The organism is Stappia sp. P2PMeth1 (assembly GCF_900185735.1).
GTDB lineage: Bacteria > Pseudomonadota > Alphaproteobacteria > Rhizobiales > Stappiaceae > Stappia.
In genome coordinates, this window is sequence record NZ_FYAW01000014.1 from 35,170 (window position 1) to 48,698 (window position 13,529).

The window sequence follows — 13,529 nt, forward strand, 5'->3', positions numbered from 1 at the left end:
GGGCCGGCGAAGGACGCCGACCCGGCTCCCCTCACATCCTCGACAGTTCGGACACGGGCCGGTCGGTCGGGCGCAGCGAGATGCGCAGCAGCCCGATCTTGCCGGTGTAGAAGCCGATGGAGGTCTGCTTGAGATAGCGCTCGTAGCGCTCGGTGACGGTCTCCCCGACCAGTGCCACCGCCTCGGCCCGGCGCCGGCGCAAGTTGCGCGCCCAGGCATCGTAGGTGCGGGCATAGTGCAGGCGGTGGTTGACCAGATAGGTCACCTCCATCACCCCGTCCGCCGCCGCGGCGATCTCGTCCAGCCGCGGCAGGTCGGCGGCCGGGAAGATCTCCTCGTTGATGAACTGGCTGGCTTCCTCGTTGCGCATGGTGCCGTAGACGAAGGTCTGCAGCGACATGCGCCCGCCCGGCGTCAGCCACGCGGCGCAGGTGGCGAAGAAGTCGCGATAGGTCGCGATCTTCACCTCGCGGCTGTCCTCGGGCTTGGCGAAATGCTCGAAGGCGCCGACGGAGATGATGCTGTCATAGGGCCGGTCCGGCTTGTGCTGGGTCCAGCTCTCCAGCCGCACCTCGATCTGCGGGATGCCGAAGCCGCGCACGTTGTCCGCCTGGTCCTCGCTGAGCGTCAGGCCGACGATCCGCTTGAGGCCGGAATAGCTGCTGGCCTTGCGCACCAGGGCGCCCCAGCCGCAACCGACATCAAGCAGGGATTCCGCCCCCTCCACCCGTGCCTCGCGCAGGTGATGGTCGATCTTGCGCTGCTGGGCGGCGGCGAGCGTGTCGTCCTCGCCCTCCCACAGGGCGCTGGAATAGGTGAGCGATTCATCAAGCCACAGGCGGTAGAAGTCGCGGCTGACATCGTAGTGGTACTGGACAGCGGACATCGAGCCGCCGTAGTCGGGCTGTTCGGTCTTCATCGCCTGGCCCTCATCCTGCGGTGACGTGCTGGCGTTCGGCCTCGCGGGCGACGCCGGTGGCGATGTTGTCGAGCGTTTCCGCCTCGAACAGGATCGCGAGCGGGATCTCGACGCCGAGCCAGGTCTCCAGGTCCATCGCCAGCGCCGTGGTCAGGGCGGAGTCGAGGCCGAGGGAGTCGAGCCCGTCGCTGCCCTTGATCGATGCCTGGTCCATGCCGAGCACGTTGGAGATGTAGGTCTTGAGCCAGGCAAAGACGGCGGCCTCATCGACCTTTTCCGCAATCTGCACGTGATCCATGGAAACTCCTCCTCTTTCTTCGGTGCGCGGGGTCAGGCGCTGCGGATTTCCCGGCGCTTGATCTGCTCCTTCGACGGGACCTTGATGTCCCAGGCCTGACCGAGGAGAGCGAGCAAGCAGATGACCCAGTAGCCGGGATCGATGCGGTACCAGGCGAGCCCGAAGGACGCCGAGGCGGGAAAGGCGTGGTGGTTGTGATGCCAGGACTCGCCGAAGATGAAGGGGGCGAGCCAGCCGATATTGGTGCTCTGGTCGTCGGTGGCGAAGCGGCGCCGGCCGATCAGGTGGCAGAGCGAGTTGAGCGCGAAGATGCCCTGCTCGACCACGAACATGCGCACCATGCCGCCCCACAGGAAGCCCGTCAGCGCGCCCATCCAGCTCTGGGTGACGAGCCCGCCGATGGCGGTCGGGATCAGCAGGCCGAGCACGATCCAGGTGTAGTAGTGCCGGTTCACCCAGATGATCACGCGGTCCTTGAGCAGGTCCGGCGCGTAGTGGACGACATTGGGATAGGGATGCGCCACCATCCAGGTGAAATGCGCATGGATGAAGCCCTTCAGCTTCCCCTTCAGACCGCTGCCATGCAGGTTCGGCGAGTGCAGGTCGCCTTCCTGGTCGCCCAGTTCATGGTGCCTGCGGTGCATCGCCGTCCAGGAGATCACCCCGCCCTGCCCGGCCATCGACCCGAAGATGCCGAGAGCCGCGCGAACCGGCGCCGAGGCCTTGAAGCTGCGATGGGTGAAGAGACGGTGATAGCCGATCGAGATGCCGAGCCCGCTCAGCGCCCAGAAAACGGCGAACAGCGTCAGATCCAGCACCGAGATCGGATGGAAGAACAGCAGCACGATCGCGCAGACGGTTCCGAAGATCGGCAACACGTCAAACAGGAAGAAGTGCATCCTTTGCATCTTGTGCAGATGCGGACTGTCGATGACCTTCTGGCGCGGCTGCCCGGGCAGTTGCGCCTCCAGGAACATCTCCTGAGCGATCTGTTCGCCTTTGTTCAACATGGCTCTTCCTCCAATCGCAGGCCGCGCTTCGCCGGAACGGACCGTCGGATGATCGGTAAAATCCAAGTATAGTCGTCGCCAATATCAAATAATTTGGCGGAAACATCGATCTATCACTTGTTATAAATTAGCATTATCAATATTATTGACGAAATACTTTAAAAGTATCTTGTGAGTCACTTTGAATATGAAGGGCGTTTTCAGGATATATCCAGAGCGGCAACTGCGTAATTTTGTCGGGGCTTGATGACGCCCTGCACAATCCACGCTTGCAAAATCCGACCGCGACACTGTAATGGGGCGCTCGCGCCTTCGCTGTCTTCCGGCCGGATCCAGAGACCCCATCGATCATGACACCCAATGAAGCCAACATGATCTCGGCGTTTGCGATCTATATCGTCGGGGCCGCGAGCCCCGGCCTCGGCAACATGACCATCGCCTCGGCCGCGATCAGCCAGGGCCGCCCGTCCGGCTTCGCGGTGATGGCCGGCGTCATGGCCGCGGGCCAGACCTGGGCGCTGCTCGCCGCCATCGGCCTGTCCTCGGTGCTGGTCACCCTCCCGGCCGCGATGATGGCGGTCGGGATCGTCGGCGGGGTCTATCTGGTCTGGCTGGCCTGGAAGACGCTTCGCAACTGGACGCCGTCGCGCGGACGGGACATGGGGCGCACGAGCCTTGCCGGACACTTCCGCCGCGGCTTTCTGATCCAGATCCTCAACCCCAAGGCCATTGTCGGCTGGATCCTGATCATCGCCGTCGGCGTGCGGCAGGGTTCGCCCTGGCATGCGCCGCTGGTGATCGTCCTCGGCTGCCTGGTTCTGGGGATCTGTATCTTCTCGGCCTATGTGCTGCTGTTTTCCTCGCGCATCCTGCAGCGGGAGGAGGTCGCCAACTCGGCCGGGTTCCGCTATCTGCTGACCGCCGTCTATGGACTATCGGGCCTCTGGCTGATCGTCGACAGCGTTCAGGCCTGAGCCGGCGCCCGCGCGCGATCTGCTCTGCCCGGCGCGCCAAGGCTTTCAGCAATCCGGTTGCTAGAGCATATTCTTGTCGATCAGGTGATTTCACCTGATCGGAAAGCGCTCTAGCAGATGCGCGGCAGTTGCTCGCCGACCAGCATGTCGACGATGCGCATCCCGCCAAAGGGCGTGGTCATGCGCACCTGCCCCGGATGCGCGGCGCTCGCCCGGCCGATGGCGACCGCGCCGCGACCTTCCGGCCGTGCGCGCATGGCCGCAAGGGCTGCGGCGGCCTCCTCCTGCGGAACGAACAGGACAAGCGTTCCCTCATTGGCGAGATAGAGCGGGTCGAGCCCGAGGATCTCGCACATGCCGCGCACTTCCGCGCGCAGCGGCAGGGCCGTCTCCTCGATGACGATGCCGACGCCGGCCGCCGCCGCCATCTCGTTGAGCGCGGAGGCGAGGCCGCCACGGGTGCAGTCGCGCGCCGCGCGCGTTGCCGGCGCGGCGGCGATCACCGCCTCCATGAGATGGCCGAGGCCGGCACAGTCGGAGAGGATGTCGGTCGACAGGGCAAGGTCGCCGCGCGCCGCCAGGATCGCCGCGCCATGGTCGCCGAGGACGCCGTTGACGATGGCGACATCGCCGGGCTGCAGGAGACTTGCGGCAAGCTCCCGCCCCGGCGGGATGACCCCGACCCCGGCCGTGGTGACGAAGACCCCGTCGGCCGCGCCGCGCCCCACGACCTTGGTGTCGCCGGTGACGATGCGCACGCCGGCCTTGTCCGCCTCCTCGGCCATCGAGGCGACGATGCGGCGCAGCAAGGCCACGTCCGTTCCCTCCTCGATGACGAAGGCCGCCGAAAGCCAGAGCGGCCGCGCACCGCCGACGGCAAGATCGTTGACCGTGCCGCAGACCGCCAGATGACCGATATTGCCGCCGGGAAATTCCAGCGGCGTGACGACAAAACTGTCCGTCGTGAAGGCGAGGCGGGCGCCCGGCTCGGCCAGGGCCGCATGGGTCAGGCGGGCCTGGTCCTCCATCCCCGGCGGGTCGAACACGCCGGTGAACACGTCCTCGATCAGGTCGCGCATGGCCCGGCCACCGCCGCCATGGGCCAGCGTCACATGCGTATCGCGAAGCGCCATTCCTGCTCCCGCCTTCCGGTCACTGTCTCATCTGTACGCCGCCCGCCTCAGGAGGCCAGCGCCCGCGCCCCGCCATACTGCCAATAGGCGGCGCAGGCGCCTTCCGAGCTGACCATCAGGGCGCCGAGCGGCGTCTCCGGCGTGCACTGGGTGCCGTAATTGGGGCAGGCCGTCGGCTTGATCCGGCCGGTCATGACCGCACCGCAGGCGCAGCCTTCCGGCTCGGCGATGCGGCGGCTCGCTGCGCCGTATCCGACGCCGAACTTCGCCTCCGCATCATAGGCCGCATAGGCCGGGCGGATGCGCAGGCCCGAGGACTCGATCTCGCCGAGGCCGCGCCACTCGAAACTCGGTCGCCGCTCGTAGACATCGGCAATGGCGGCGAGGCTGGCGGGATTGCCCTCGCGCGGGACGACGCGGGCATACTGGTTCTCCACCTCGGCCCGCCCCTCGGCGATCTGCCTCAGCACCATCAGCACGGACTGCAGCAGGTCGAGCGGCTCGAAGCCGGCGACGACGATCGGCTTGCCGAACTCCTGCGCGATGAACGCATAGGGCTCCAGTCCGATCACCATGCTGACATGGCCGGGACCGACAAAACCGTCGAGCCGCATGTCCGGATCCTGCAGCAGGGCGCGAATGGGCTCCGGCACGGTGATGTGATTGCAGAAGACCGAGAAGTTCTCCAGCCGCTCCCGCGCCGCCTGCTGCAGCGCCAGCGCCGTCGAGGGGGTGGTCGTCTCGAAGCCGAGGCCGAAGAAGACGACCTCCCGGTCCGGGTTGCGGCGGGCAAGCTCCAGCGCATCAAGCGGCGAATAGACCATGCGGATATCGGCGCCGCGCGCCTTGGCCTGCAACAGGCTGCCACGGGAGCCCGGCACCCGCATCGCATCGCCGAAGGTGGTGAAGATCACGTTCGGCCGCTCGGCGATCTCGATACATTCATCGACACGGGTCATCGGCAGCACGCAGACCGGACAGCCGGGACCATGGATGAACTCGACCCCCTCATGCACCAGCTTGTCGAGCCCGTAGCGGAAGATCGCATGGGTGTGGCCGCCGCAGATCTCCATGATGTGCAGGGGATTTTCCCGAGAGGCGCCGATCCGTTCGACAAGCCGGGCGATCTCGGCGAGCACGGCCCGCGCCGCCAGGGGATCGCGAAACTCCGAGGCAAACTTCATGTCCGTTCCTCCAGGGCGCGCTGGCCCTCCGCCATCGCATCGAGGGCTTCCTGCACCTCGCCGAGGTCGCGCAGGGCCGCAAGCGTCCGGGCTGCCTCGTCCTCGTCGATCAAGGCCATGGCGAAGCCGACATGGATGAGCACCCACTTGCCCACCAGGCTGTCGAGCGAGGTGCCCATGACGCAGGCGACATTGACCTCGCGCCGGACACCGGACACTTCGGCAAGCGCCATCAGCCTGGCGGGATCGGTGATCGCGACGATCTGTCCGGGAATGCCGAGACACATGGTCTAGTCCTCCTCTTCTTCGCCGCGCCCGCTCGGGTCGACGATGCCGTAGCGGTCGAGCTTGGCCCTGAGGCCGACCCGGCTGAGGCCGAGTTCCGCCGCCGCCCGGCTCTTGTTCCAGCGATGGCGGGTGAGGGTCTCGCGCAGGATGCGCGTCTCCACCTCCTCCACCCGTTCCTTCAGCGTCGTGTCGCCGGTCAGGACCATGTCGAGCGCCGCGTCGCGCTCGGCCTGGAGCGCGCCGGGCATCGCCTGCAGGATGTGGCGGGAAATCAGCTCCGCCCCCAGCACGTCGTCCTGGGCAAACACCAGCATGCGGGTGACCTCGCCGGTCAGTTCGCGCAGATTGCCGGGCCAGTCATAGGTCTCCAGGAACTCCAGCGCCGCATCGGTGAAGCCGCGCACCGGCTTGCCATGGGCGATGGAGAGATCGGCGGCGATCTGCTGCGCCAGGATGGCGATGTCGCAGCGGCGCTGGCGCAGCGGCGGCACGACGATGCGTCCGACGGCAAGCGCATGATAGAGGCCCGGCAGGAACTGGCCTTCCGCCACCCGTGCCGCCAGTTCGTTGGTCGCCCCCGAGATCAGGCGGACATTGGTGTCGATGAGTTCCTGCCCGCCGAGCGGCGTGAACGTGCCTTCGCCGACGACACGCATCAGCGCCAGTTGGATCTCGGGCGAGGCCGTCTCGAGCCCGCTCAGATAGAGCGTGCCGCGATCGGCCCGCTGCATCAGCCCGACGCGATAGGCGCCGCCCGGCAGCGCGCCGCGCTTGGCGCCGAACAGGTGCAGGGCCGCGAGGTCCGACGGCACGCCGGTCAGGTCGAACGTGTAGAACGGCTTGTCCGAGCGCAGCGAGCCCAGATGCATCGCCCGGGCGATCCGGCTCTTGCCGGTGCCGGCTTCGCCGGTCAGCAGCACCGGCAGGTCGAAGCTGGCATAGCGCCGGGCGTGATCGATCACCTGGTTCATCGGCGAGGCCGGGGCGCAGCTTATGGTCTCGAAGCCCGCCCCCTCGCGCAGCGCCTTGCGCCGCCGCTCCAGCCGCTCCTTCGCGGTGTTGGTGAGGTAGCGCATTTCCAGCACCAGCCGCTCGTTCTCGCGGGCAAGCTGGAACAGGCGCACCGCGTTGCGCGCGGCGACCATCAGATGGTCGGGATGCCAGGGCTTGGTCAGGAACTGGTGGATGCCGGCGTCGTTGATCGCCGCCATCATCGCGCCGGGATCGGTATAGCCGGTGATGATGACGCGCACCGTCTCCGGCCAGCGCTCCCGCACATCCGCCAGGAACTCGACGCCGGAGCGGCCGGGCATGCGCTGGTCGCAGAAGATCGCGTGCACCCACTCCTTTTCCAGCGTCTGCAGCGCCTCCTCGGCGCCCGGCGCCGTCAGGATGTCGAACTCGTCCTCGAGCGCCATGCGCATCGCGGTCAGCGAATGCGGCTCATCGTCGACGAGAAGCAGGGTTGGACGGGATGCGGGAGCGTTCATCTCGCGCGGTCCTTCACGAGGCCCTGGCCAGGCGCTTTTCGGCGCGGCGGGCGGCGAGCCAGGCGAGCCAGGCGTCCATTCCCTCGCCGGTGCGGGCGGAGACGAACAGCACCTCGATCAGCGGGTTCACCCGTTTCAGGTTCGCCTCATAGGCCTCCAGCGAGACGTCGCAATGCGGCGCGAGATCCGTCTTGTTGACCAGCGCAAGACGGGCGGCGGTGAACATGTCGGGATATTTCAGCGGCTTGTCCTCGCCCTCGGTCACCGAGAGGATCGCCACCTTGGCATCCTCGCCGAGATCGAAGGCCGCCGGGCAGACCAGGTTGCCGACATTCTCGATGAACAGCAGGCTGTCGGGCGCGAGCGGCAGATCGTCCATCGCGTGACCGACCATATGGGCATCGAGATGACAGCCCTTGCCGGTGTTGATCTGGATCGCCCGCGCGCCGGTCTCGCGGATGCGGTCGGCGTCGTTCGAGGTCTGCTGATCGCCCTCGATCACAGCGAGCGGCGTTGCTCCGAGGTCGCGGATGGTGCGGCACAGCAGCGTCGTCTTGCCGGAGCCGGGCGACGACACGAGGTTGACCGCGTAGACGCCGAGCGCCTTCAGCACCCGCCGGTTGCCGGCGGCGTGGCTGTCGTTCTTCGACAGGATCGCGGTTTCCACCGCGATCAGCCGCTCCTGCGACAGGCCGGGCACGGAAACGCCCGCCGGCCCGGTGCCGTAGTGATGGTGGTCATGATCGTGAGCGCCATGGTGGTGATGATCATGGTCGTGGTGGTCATGAGGATGGTGATCGTGATCGTGATGGTGGTGACCATGCCCATGCCCATGATCGTGATCGTGATCGTGAGAATGGTCGTGGGAATGGTCATGGCGGTGATGATCGTCGATCGGCACGCCGTCCTTCGTCACGCTGTCGCCGCAGCCGCATACCGTGCACATCAGTTCACCTCCAGATCCTTGATCCGCATTTCGTCCCCGCCGACGGGCAACAGCCGCCCGCCGCCACAGCGCGGACAGGGCGCCAGCCGGTCGTCGAGATCGACCTCGGCGGCGCAATCGAAGCAGGTGGCCCGGCCGGGCAGGTCGATGATCTCCAGCCGGGCACCGTCCGCGACCCCGCCCCGCATCACCACGTCGAAGGCGAAGTCGAGCGCGGCGCGCTCGACGCCCGCAAAGCGCCCGATCTCCAGCCGCACCACGGCAACGCGCGAAAAGCCATGCGCCTCGGCCTGCCCCTCGATCACCTGGCGGATGCCTTCGCAAAGCGACATCTCATGCATGGGCCGCCTCCTCCACCTGGAACCGCTCGCACGGGTTGAGAAGCCTGACCACCAGCGGCGCGAGGGACCGGCGCGACGGGGCGAGCCGCGCCAGCGCGCGCTCGATCGCCCCACTGGGCGCGGTAAGATCGTCCGTCGGCGTCAGCCGGTCGAGCCGGGTCAGCAGACCGCCGCTCGCGGTCGCGGTCAAGGCATAGGTGCCGCGCGCGGCCGGCACCAGCGCGCAGGACGGGGCGGCCAATCTGGCAGCGAGGTGTCCGGGCACCGCCAGCGCCAGCAGGTCGGCGACGAGGCCGAGCGCCTGCCAGAGAGGCCCGCGACCGTGGCGCCGGGCGGCTTCGGCCAGCATCGGATGCGTTGCCACCCGCGCCGCCGGCACATTCAGCGCCGCGCCGGGGCGCGGCGGCGCGCCGCGGCCGAGCGGCGGCAGGCCCGGATCGGCCTCCCCCGGCGGAAAGGCGTCGGCGATGCGCCGCATCAGCGGCGACACGCCCTCACCCGACGCCAGCCATCCCGCCAGGTCGCCCGCGGCAAAGCGCTCTCCCGCCCCGCCGAGCAGGGCGGCTTCGAGATCGCCGCGCGGCGGCGCCTGCGGTGCAAGCCCCAGCAGCGGCGGCAGATGAACGAAAAGCTGGGCGAGGTGATCGGTCCGGATTTCGGCCGCAAGATCGGCCGGATCGGGCGCACCGAGCCCGAGAGCAAGGTCCAGCGCGCCCAGATGGGCGCAGCGGCACAGGCCGAACAGGCGGCCAAGGAGCTGGCGCGCCTCGGCCACCGGGCGGCCGAGCAGCAGGGCCTCCACCGGCATGGCGGGCGCGCGGGCAAGACGGGCGTCAAGCCCGCCCCCCCGCCGTGCCAGCACGATGGTCAGCCCCTGCCCGCTCATCACCCGTCGCGCTCCCCCGTTTCGGGCGCCGCGGCAACAGGCGCGGGCTCGCCGGCAAGGCCGGCAGTGATCAGCCGGCGCCGGCTCGGCGCCGTCTCCCTCACGCCCTGCGTCCCAGCGGGATCCTCCTCGCTCCCCGCCTCGGACGTCTCGGGCGGCGGCGCCAGTTCGGCCTCTCGCGCCGCCCGGATGTCGGCCGCGCGGTTGGTCTCGTCCCGGTTGGCCGGATCGAACAGCGCCATCATCACCGCCCGCGCGACGTCCTGCGCCTGCATCTGGCTGTTGAAGTCGCCCATCGGCGAGAACAGCGAACAGGCCTTGTAGCCGCCGGTGAGATCGCGCCGGTTATGCAGGAATTCGTAGTCGCCGGAGGGGAAAGCGATCACCTCCTTCGTGCCCTGGACCAGCTCGCTCCAGTCCTCGCCCGGTCCCGGCAGCAGCACCAGGTTCATGAACCAGGGCGTGATCAGCACGCCGAGCGGCCGCCCCTCATGCAGGCGAAAGCCGATCGCCTCGACATGCAGCGCCTGATTGATCAGCGGCACGTCGCGCATCTTCGACAGCCAGACATCCTTGAAGTCGGCGACCAGCATCGCCGTGCGTCCGGCGATGTCCTGCTCGGCCAGCAGGGCCGGCGAGCCGGGATCCTCCCGCACCATGAACTGGTGCTTGGGGGCATCGCAGCCGGGACACTTCCAGTCCTCCGGCAGCGCCTGGAACGGGGTGCCCGGCAGCACCTGCCGCGTGTCGTCCCCTTCCGCCGGATCGTAGGGCGTCCAGCAGATCTTGCATTCCATGATCGCCAGCGGACTGATCCGGTCGTTGGCGCCGAGATAGGATCCCTCGAACCGGGTCATCGGATCGCCTCCAGAACCTCACGGATGCGCCCGCCGCTGTCGGCAAGGTCCTCCGGGGCGGCGAGCGCCACTTCAGGAATGGTCGTCACCTCGAACGTGTCGAGGATCAGCGCGTCCATCGAATTGAAGAACTGCACCCGCCAGACCTGCGGCAGGGCGCAGGCGCTGATCCGGCAGTTGCCATAGCCGCGCGACAGGATGGTGACCGCCCCCTTGCCGAGCGCCGCATCCAGCCACAGGAGATCCTCCTCCGTATGCGGCAGCAGCGAGAGATTGACCACATGCGGCAGCCGGCCCGGCTGCCAGCTCGCCGACTGGTCCGCCAGTTCCGCCAGCAGGGCAGGCGCATTGACGACGCCGGCCGGGCGCGGCGCGGAGAGCATCGGCGCCGGGGCTCCGCCGCCATGGGCGCGCCGGATCGCCTCGGCCGGGACCGGTCCGACCTCGATGCGGTCGATGCCGGCCCCCGCCAGCATCCAGACCCCGGCGAAGACGCTTTCCTGGACCATCAGGGCCGGCACGCCCCTCAGCTTCATGGACACCTCGCCCTGGCCGAGCGTCTCGGCCATCAGCGCCCGGCTCGCCGGGTCCATGCCCGACAGGTCGAACTCGGCGCGCTCGCCGCCGGCGGCGGCGGCGATCTCGCAGGCGCCGGCGATATCGGCCAGCGTCTTCAGCGCCGGCGTGACCTGCGAGGGATCTCCCACCTCGGGCAGATGCGGCACATAGGTGCGCATGCCCGACGGCAGCGCCATGTAGGACAGTTCCTCGTCGTCGTCGGGCTGGGAACCGGGTCCGAATCCGACCGGGGGGAACAGGAATCCGTTGCTCATTGCATCCGCTCCGGGGTTCTGAGGCCAAGCAGGCGCGGCAGGTGCACCATGTAGTCGTCCCAATCGCGGATCTTCTGGATCGATCCGAGATAGGTCCCTTCCGCAAAGAACAGGAAGCCCGGCGTCTTCAGGGCGTTGAAGGTCTCGCGCACCTGCGCCTCCACCGCGTCGTCGACGAGCGCGCAGTCGAACACGCCCTGAAACGCCATGCGCAGCTCCGGCAGGACCACCGCCGCATCGGCAGTCTCCAGGTTGCGGGCCGGATTGCCGGGAACGAGAAGGCAGTGGGTTCCGGGCCGGGCCGTGAAGGCCGAGACCTCGTCAAGGCTTGCCAGCAGCGGCCAGCCGAGATCGTCGACGAGGCGGCGCAGAAGCGGATGGGAGAGAGAGGCGCCGGAGGCAAGGGCGGCGCCGGACGGATCGTGCATGAGGATCATCCCTGGCTGTGACCGGCCGCGAGAGCGGCCTGAAGATGGGGCGGCAGTTCGGGTTCCCGCGCGTCCAGGTCGGCAAAGGCCGCGCCCGGATCCTGGCCGGCCATGACCCGCCGCAGGCCCTCCAGCGCGGCGGCGACCGCCGCCGCCTCCTGCGCTGCGATGATCTCGCGGGCCGTGCCGAGAAAGCAGAGAAGCCAGTCGCCCGCCTTCGCGTCGGGCGTCAGCGAGAGGTCGATCAGGGTCTCCCGGCCGTCGATCGTCGCCGTGCCGGCGATCCCGTCGCGAGAGACGAGCCGCGCCGGCTCGCCGATGCACATCACAGGCTCCCGGGGAAGAAGCGGGCGTCGCCGGTGCGGCAGGCCTCCTCCGCCGAGGGACGCCCCTGCTCATAGGCGGTGCGGCGGATCGAGGGATCGGCAAGATCGGCGGCGCTGCGGCCGGCGGCGATCTCCACACCCCAGGCGGCCAGTTCGGCGCGGGCAAGGTCCAGCGCGCCGGGAATGGCCGCGGCGACCTGCGGCCGCAGACCGCCGCCGTAATCCTCCAGCTCCACCGGCTGGCAGCCGATCAGCGTGAGCTTGTGCGGACAGCGCCCGAGCAGTTGCGCGGTGGCGATCACGTCCTGGAAACCGGTCTGGTGAAGGCTCATCTTCCTTGCGCCCATGAAGGCGGGCACCTCGTCGTCGCGCACCAGCTTCAGCGTGCCGGGCTCCAGGCCGTAATCGATGGCATCGAAGACGAGAAGGGCCTCCGCCTCCTCCAGAAACGGCAGGAGATAGAGCCCCTGCGTGCCGCCATCGAGCAGGCGAACGTGCTCCGGCAGGGCGACGGCGGAAGCCAGCGCCTCGACGCAGCGCACGCCGAAGCCTTCGTCGGCCCACAGGACGTTGCCAATGCCCAGAACAAGAATGGAAGATGGTTCGGTCGCTGGCATGTCCCCCTCCCCGGAACGGTGCTCGCATGCGGGCTTTCCGCCCTTTGAGGGAAGACTAGGCCAACCACCGGTTCGGCGGCAGGTTTTTCAGCGAACCGGCAATAAATATTATTTATCAATTGCTACAAGGAGATAGGCGGGTTTTTCGCCCCTCGCGACAACAATAAGCCGCAAATTACTCTTCCAAAATCGACAATCGATGGAAAGAAACCTTCCATCCCATCGGCATGAGTCGGGTGACGGCATGCCGCCGCCACCCGAACGGGACGTTCAGTCCGTGCGGTCGTCCTTGAAGGTCCTGTGGCCGGAGATCATCGTCGAGACGATCGATTGCCGGCTCATGATGTCCTCGCGGATCGCGACATAGATATGCACGATCATGAAGATCACGATCCACCACATGCCGAGATGATGCAGCGTGTGGAGCCGCTGGGTGTTGCCGACAAGGCCGATGACCCAGCCGAACAGATCGTCGTACAGGGAGCCCTGGCCCGCCCCTTCCGCGTAGAGCGCCATGCCGGTCACGATCATGAAGCTGATGCCGATCGTGATGAAGAAGAACATGGCGAGCTGGGCCAGCGGATTGTGGCCGATATATTTCTTCGGCTCGCTCTCCAGGAACAGGTACCAGCGGATCTCGAACCAGATCTCGCGCCACCAGTGCCCGTTCAGCACCGGCAGATAGAAGAGCTGCCGGGCATGGTGATTGCCGAAGATCGCCCAGTAGATGCGGCCGAGAAACCCGACGGTCAGGATCATCCCCGCGGCGAAATGCGCGAAGCGGATATAGCCGAAGAGGAACTGGTCATAGGCCTCGTGCTGGCCGACCGAGGGCGGCGGGCTGCCGATGAAGTACCCGGTCACGCACAGGACCAGGATCGCCGCCGCATTCACCCAGTGCCAGATCCGTACCGGCGCCTCGTAGACATAGACCGATGACTGCCGCTGGGCCGAAGCGAGTTCCGCCTCCAGCTCGAGGGCATGGCTGTCCTTGTTCAT

The 13,529-nt window shown here is 67.7% G+C and carries 17 protein-coding genes; 1 reads left to right on the forward strand and 16 read right to left on the reverse strand.

What is annotated here, in order from left to right:
- Window positions 1–31: 31 nt before the first annotated feature.
- From P2PM1_RS07040 to P2PM1_RS07050, 3 genes are read right to left on the reverse strand one after another with little or no spacing between them, the layout of a single operon-like run.
- Window positions 32–919, reverse strand: a complete 888-nt coding sequence (locus P2PM1_RS07040; protein WP_186398633.1) for a cyclopropane-fatty-acyl-phospholipid synthase family protein — start codon at window positions 917–919, stop codon at window positions 32–34.
- Window positions 920–929: 10 nt separating this feature from the next.
- Window positions 930–1,217, reverse strand: coding sequence for an acyl carrier protein (locus P2PM1_RS07045; RefSeq protein WP_186387461.1), 288 nt, complete (start codon window positions 1,215–1,217; stop codon window positions 930–932).
- A gap of 32 nt (window positions 1,218–1,249) precedes the next feature.
- Window positions 1,250–2,227, reverse strand: coding sequence for an acyl-CoA desaturase (locus P2PM1_RS07050; RefSeq protein ID WP_244293042.1), 978 nt, complete (start codon window positions 2,225–2,227; stop codon window positions 1,250–1,252).
- Between the two features lie 350 nt (window positions 2,228–2,577).
- Here P2PM1_RS07050 and P2PM1_RS07055 point away from each other — a divergent pair, with 350 nt between their 5' ends.
- Window positions 2,578–3,201: a LysE family translocator gene (locus P2PM1_RS07055; RefSeq protein WP_186398634.1), complete on the forward strand. Its 624-nt coding sequence runs from the start codon at window positions 2,578–2,580 to the stop codon at window positions 3,199–3,201.
- Window positions 3,202–3,311: 110 nt separating this feature from the next.
- Here P2PM1_RS07055 and hypE read toward each other — a convergent pair whose 3' ends face one another.
- The 13 genes from hypE to cybH all read right to left on the reverse strand — a co-directional run bounded on the left by hypE (window position 3,312) and on the right by cybH (window position 13,529).
- Window positions 3,312–4,334, reverse strand: coding sequence for a hydrogenase expression/formation protein HypE (hypE, locus tag P2PM1_RS07060; RefSeq protein ID WP_186398635.1), 1,023 nt, complete (start codon window positions 4,332–4,334; stop codon window positions 3,312–3,314).
- Window positions 4,335–4,381: 47 nt separating this feature from the next.
- On the reverse strand, window positions 4,382–5,518 hold the full coding sequence (gene hypD, locus P2PM1_RS07065) for a hydrogenase formation protein HypD (RefSeq protein WP_186398636.1): 1,137 nt from the start codon (window positions 5,516–5,518) through the stop codon (window positions 4,382–4,384).
- Window positions 5,515–5,805, reverse strand: coding sequence for a HypC/HybG/HupF family hydrogenase formation chaperone (locus tag P2PM1_RS07070; RefSeq protein WP_186387457.1), 291 nt, complete (start codon window positions 5,803–5,805; stop codon window positions 5,515–5,517). The genes hypD and P2PM1_RS07070 overlap by 4 nt, the downstream gene beginning before the upstream one ends.
- Before the next feature lie 3 nt (window positions 5,806–5,808).
- The gene (locus tag P2PM1_RS07075; protein WP_186387456.1) at window positions 5,809–7,296 is read right to left on the reverse strand and encodes a sigma-54 dependent transcriptional regulator; all 1,488 of its coding nucleotides are present in this window, start codon (window positions 7,294–7,296) and stop codon (window positions 5,809–5,811) included.
- Between the two features lie 13 nt (window positions 7,297–7,309).
- Window positions 7,310–8,242: a hydrogenase nickel incorporation protein HypB gene (gene hypB, locus P2PM1_RS07080; RefSeq protein ID WP_186398637.1), complete on the reverse strand. Its 933-nt coding sequence runs from the start codon at window positions 8,240–8,242 to the stop codon at window positions 7,310–7,312.
- Window positions 8,242–8,583, reverse strand: coding sequence for a hydrogenase maturation nickel metallochaperone HypA (gene hypA / locus P2PM1_RS07085; protein WP_050474652.1), 342 nt, complete (start codon window positions 8,581–8,583; stop codon window positions 8,242–8,244). Before hypA ends, hypB begins: the two co-directional genes overlap by 1 nt.
- Entirely contained in the window at window positions 8,576–9,469 is an 894-nt protein-coding gene (locus P2PM1_RS07090) for a HupK protein (RefSeq protein ID WP_186398638.1), read from the reverse strand. Before P2PM1_RS07090 ends, hypA begins: the two co-directional genes overlap by 8 nt.
- Window positions 9,469–10,326 (reverse strand): [NiFe]-hydrogenase assembly chaperone HybE, encoded by an 858-nt coding sequence (hybE, locus tag P2PM1_RS07095; RefSeq protein WP_186398639.1) that lies wholly within the window; start codon window positions 10,324–10,326, stop codon window positions 9,469–9,471. Before hybE ends, P2PM1_RS07090 begins: the two co-directional genes overlap by 1 nt.
- On the reverse strand, window positions 10,323–11,159 hold the full coding sequence (locus P2PM1_RS07100; protein WP_186387452.1) for a hydrogenase expression/formation protein: 837 nt from the start codon (window positions 11,157–11,159) through the stop codon (window positions 10,323–10,325). Before P2PM1_RS07100 ends, hybE begins: the two co-directional genes overlap by 4 nt.
- Window positions 11,156–11,587 (reverse strand): hydrogenase accessory protein, encoded by a 432-nt coding sequence (locus tag P2PM1_RS07105; RefSeq protein WP_186387451.1) that lies wholly within the window; start codon window positions 11,585–11,587, stop codon window positions 11,156–11,158. Before P2PM1_RS07105 ends, P2PM1_RS07100 begins: the two co-directional genes overlap by 4 nt.
- 5 nt (window positions 11,588–11,592) lie before the next feature.
- The gene (locus P2PM1_RS07110; RefSeq protein ID WP_186387450.1) at window positions 11,593–11,913 is read right to left on the reverse strand and encodes a HypC/HybG/HupF family hydrogenase formation chaperone; all 321 of its coding nucleotides are present in this window, start codon (window positions 11,911–11,913) and stop codon (window positions 11,593–11,595) included.
- Window positions 11,913–12,530, reverse strand: coding sequence for a HyaD/HybD family hydrogenase maturation endopeptidase (locus tag P2PM1_RS07115; protein ID WP_186398640.1), 618 nt, complete (start codon window positions 12,528–12,530; stop codon window positions 11,913–11,915). The genes P2PM1_RS07110 and P2PM1_RS07115 overlap by 1 nt, the downstream gene beginning before the upstream one ends.
- Before the next feature lie 270 nt (window positions 12,531–12,800).
- Window positions 12,801–13,529: a Ni/Fe-hydrogenase, b-type cytochrome subunit gene (gene cybH, locus P2PM1_RS07120; protein ID WP_186398641.1), complete on the reverse strand. Its 729-nt coding sequence runs from the start codon at window positions 13,527–13,529 to the stop codon at window positions 12,801–12,803.

Coding starts and splice junctions, on each gene's coding strand:
- P2PM1_RS07040 (WP_186398633.1), bottom strand. CDS start 919: ATGAAGACCGAACAGCCCGACTACGGCGGCTCGATGTCCGCTGTCCAG.
- P2PM1_RS07045 (WP_186387461.1), bottom strand. CDS start 1,217: ATGGATCACGTGCAGATTGCGGAAAAGGTCGATGAGGCCGCCGTCTTT.
- P2PM1_RS07050 (WP_244293042.1), bottom strand. CDS start 2,227: ATGTTGAACAAAGGCGAACAGATCGCTCAGGAGATGTTCCTGGAGGCG.
- P2PM1_RS07055 (WP_186398634.1), top strand. CDS start 2,578: ATGACACCCAATGAAGCCAACATGATCTCGGCGTTTGCGATCTATATC.
- hypE (WP_186398635.1), bottom strand. CDS start 4,334: ATGGCGCTTCGCGATACGCATGTGACGCTGGCCCATGGCGGCGGTGGC.
- hypD (WP_186398636.1), bottom strand. CDS start 5,518: ATGAAGTTTGCCTCGGAGTTTCGCGATCCCCTGGCGGCGCGGGCCGTG.
- P2PM1_RS07070 (WP_186387457.1), bottom strand. CDS start 5,805: ATGTGTCTCGGCATTCCCGGACAGATCGTCGCGATCACCGATCCCGCC.
- P2PM1_RS07075 (WP_186387456.1), bottom strand. CDS start 7,296: ATGAACGCTCCCGCATCCCGTCCAACCCTGCTTCTCGTCGACGATGAG.
- hypB (WP_186398637.1), bottom strand. CDS start 8,242: ATGTGCACGGTATGCGGCTGCGGCGACAGCGTGACGAAGGACGGCGTG.
- hypA (WP_050474652.1), bottom strand. CDS start 8,583: ATGCATGAGATGTCGCTTTGCGAAGGCATCCGCCAGGTGATCGAGGGG.
- P2PM1_RS07090 (WP_186398638.1), bottom strand. CDS start 9,469: ATGAGCGGGCAGGGGCTGACCATCGTGCTGGCACGGCGGGGGGGCGGG.
- hybE (WP_186398639.1), bottom strand. CDS start 10,326: ATGACCCGGTTCGAGGGATCCTATCTCGGCGCCAACGACCGGATCAGT.
- P2PM1_RS07100 (WP_186387452.1), bottom strand. CDS start 11,159: ATGAGCAACGGATTCCTGTTCCCCCCGGTCGGATTCGGACCCGGTTCC.
- P2PM1_RS07105 (WP_186387451.1), bottom strand. CDS start 11,587: ATGCACGATCCGTCCGGCGCCGCCCTTGCCTCCGGCGCCTCTCTCTCC.
- P2PM1_RS07110 (WP_186387450.1), bottom strand. CDS start 11,913: ATGTGCATCGGCGAGCCGGCGCGGCTCGTCTCTCGCGACGGGATCGCC.
- P2PM1_RS07115 (WP_186398640.1), bottom strand. CDS start 12,530: ATGCCAGCGACCGAACCATCTTCCATTCTTGTTCTGGGCATTGGCAAC.
- cybH (WP_186398641.1), bottom strand. CDS start 13,529: ATGAACAAGGACAGCCATGCCCTCGAGCTGGAGGCGGAACTCGCTTCG.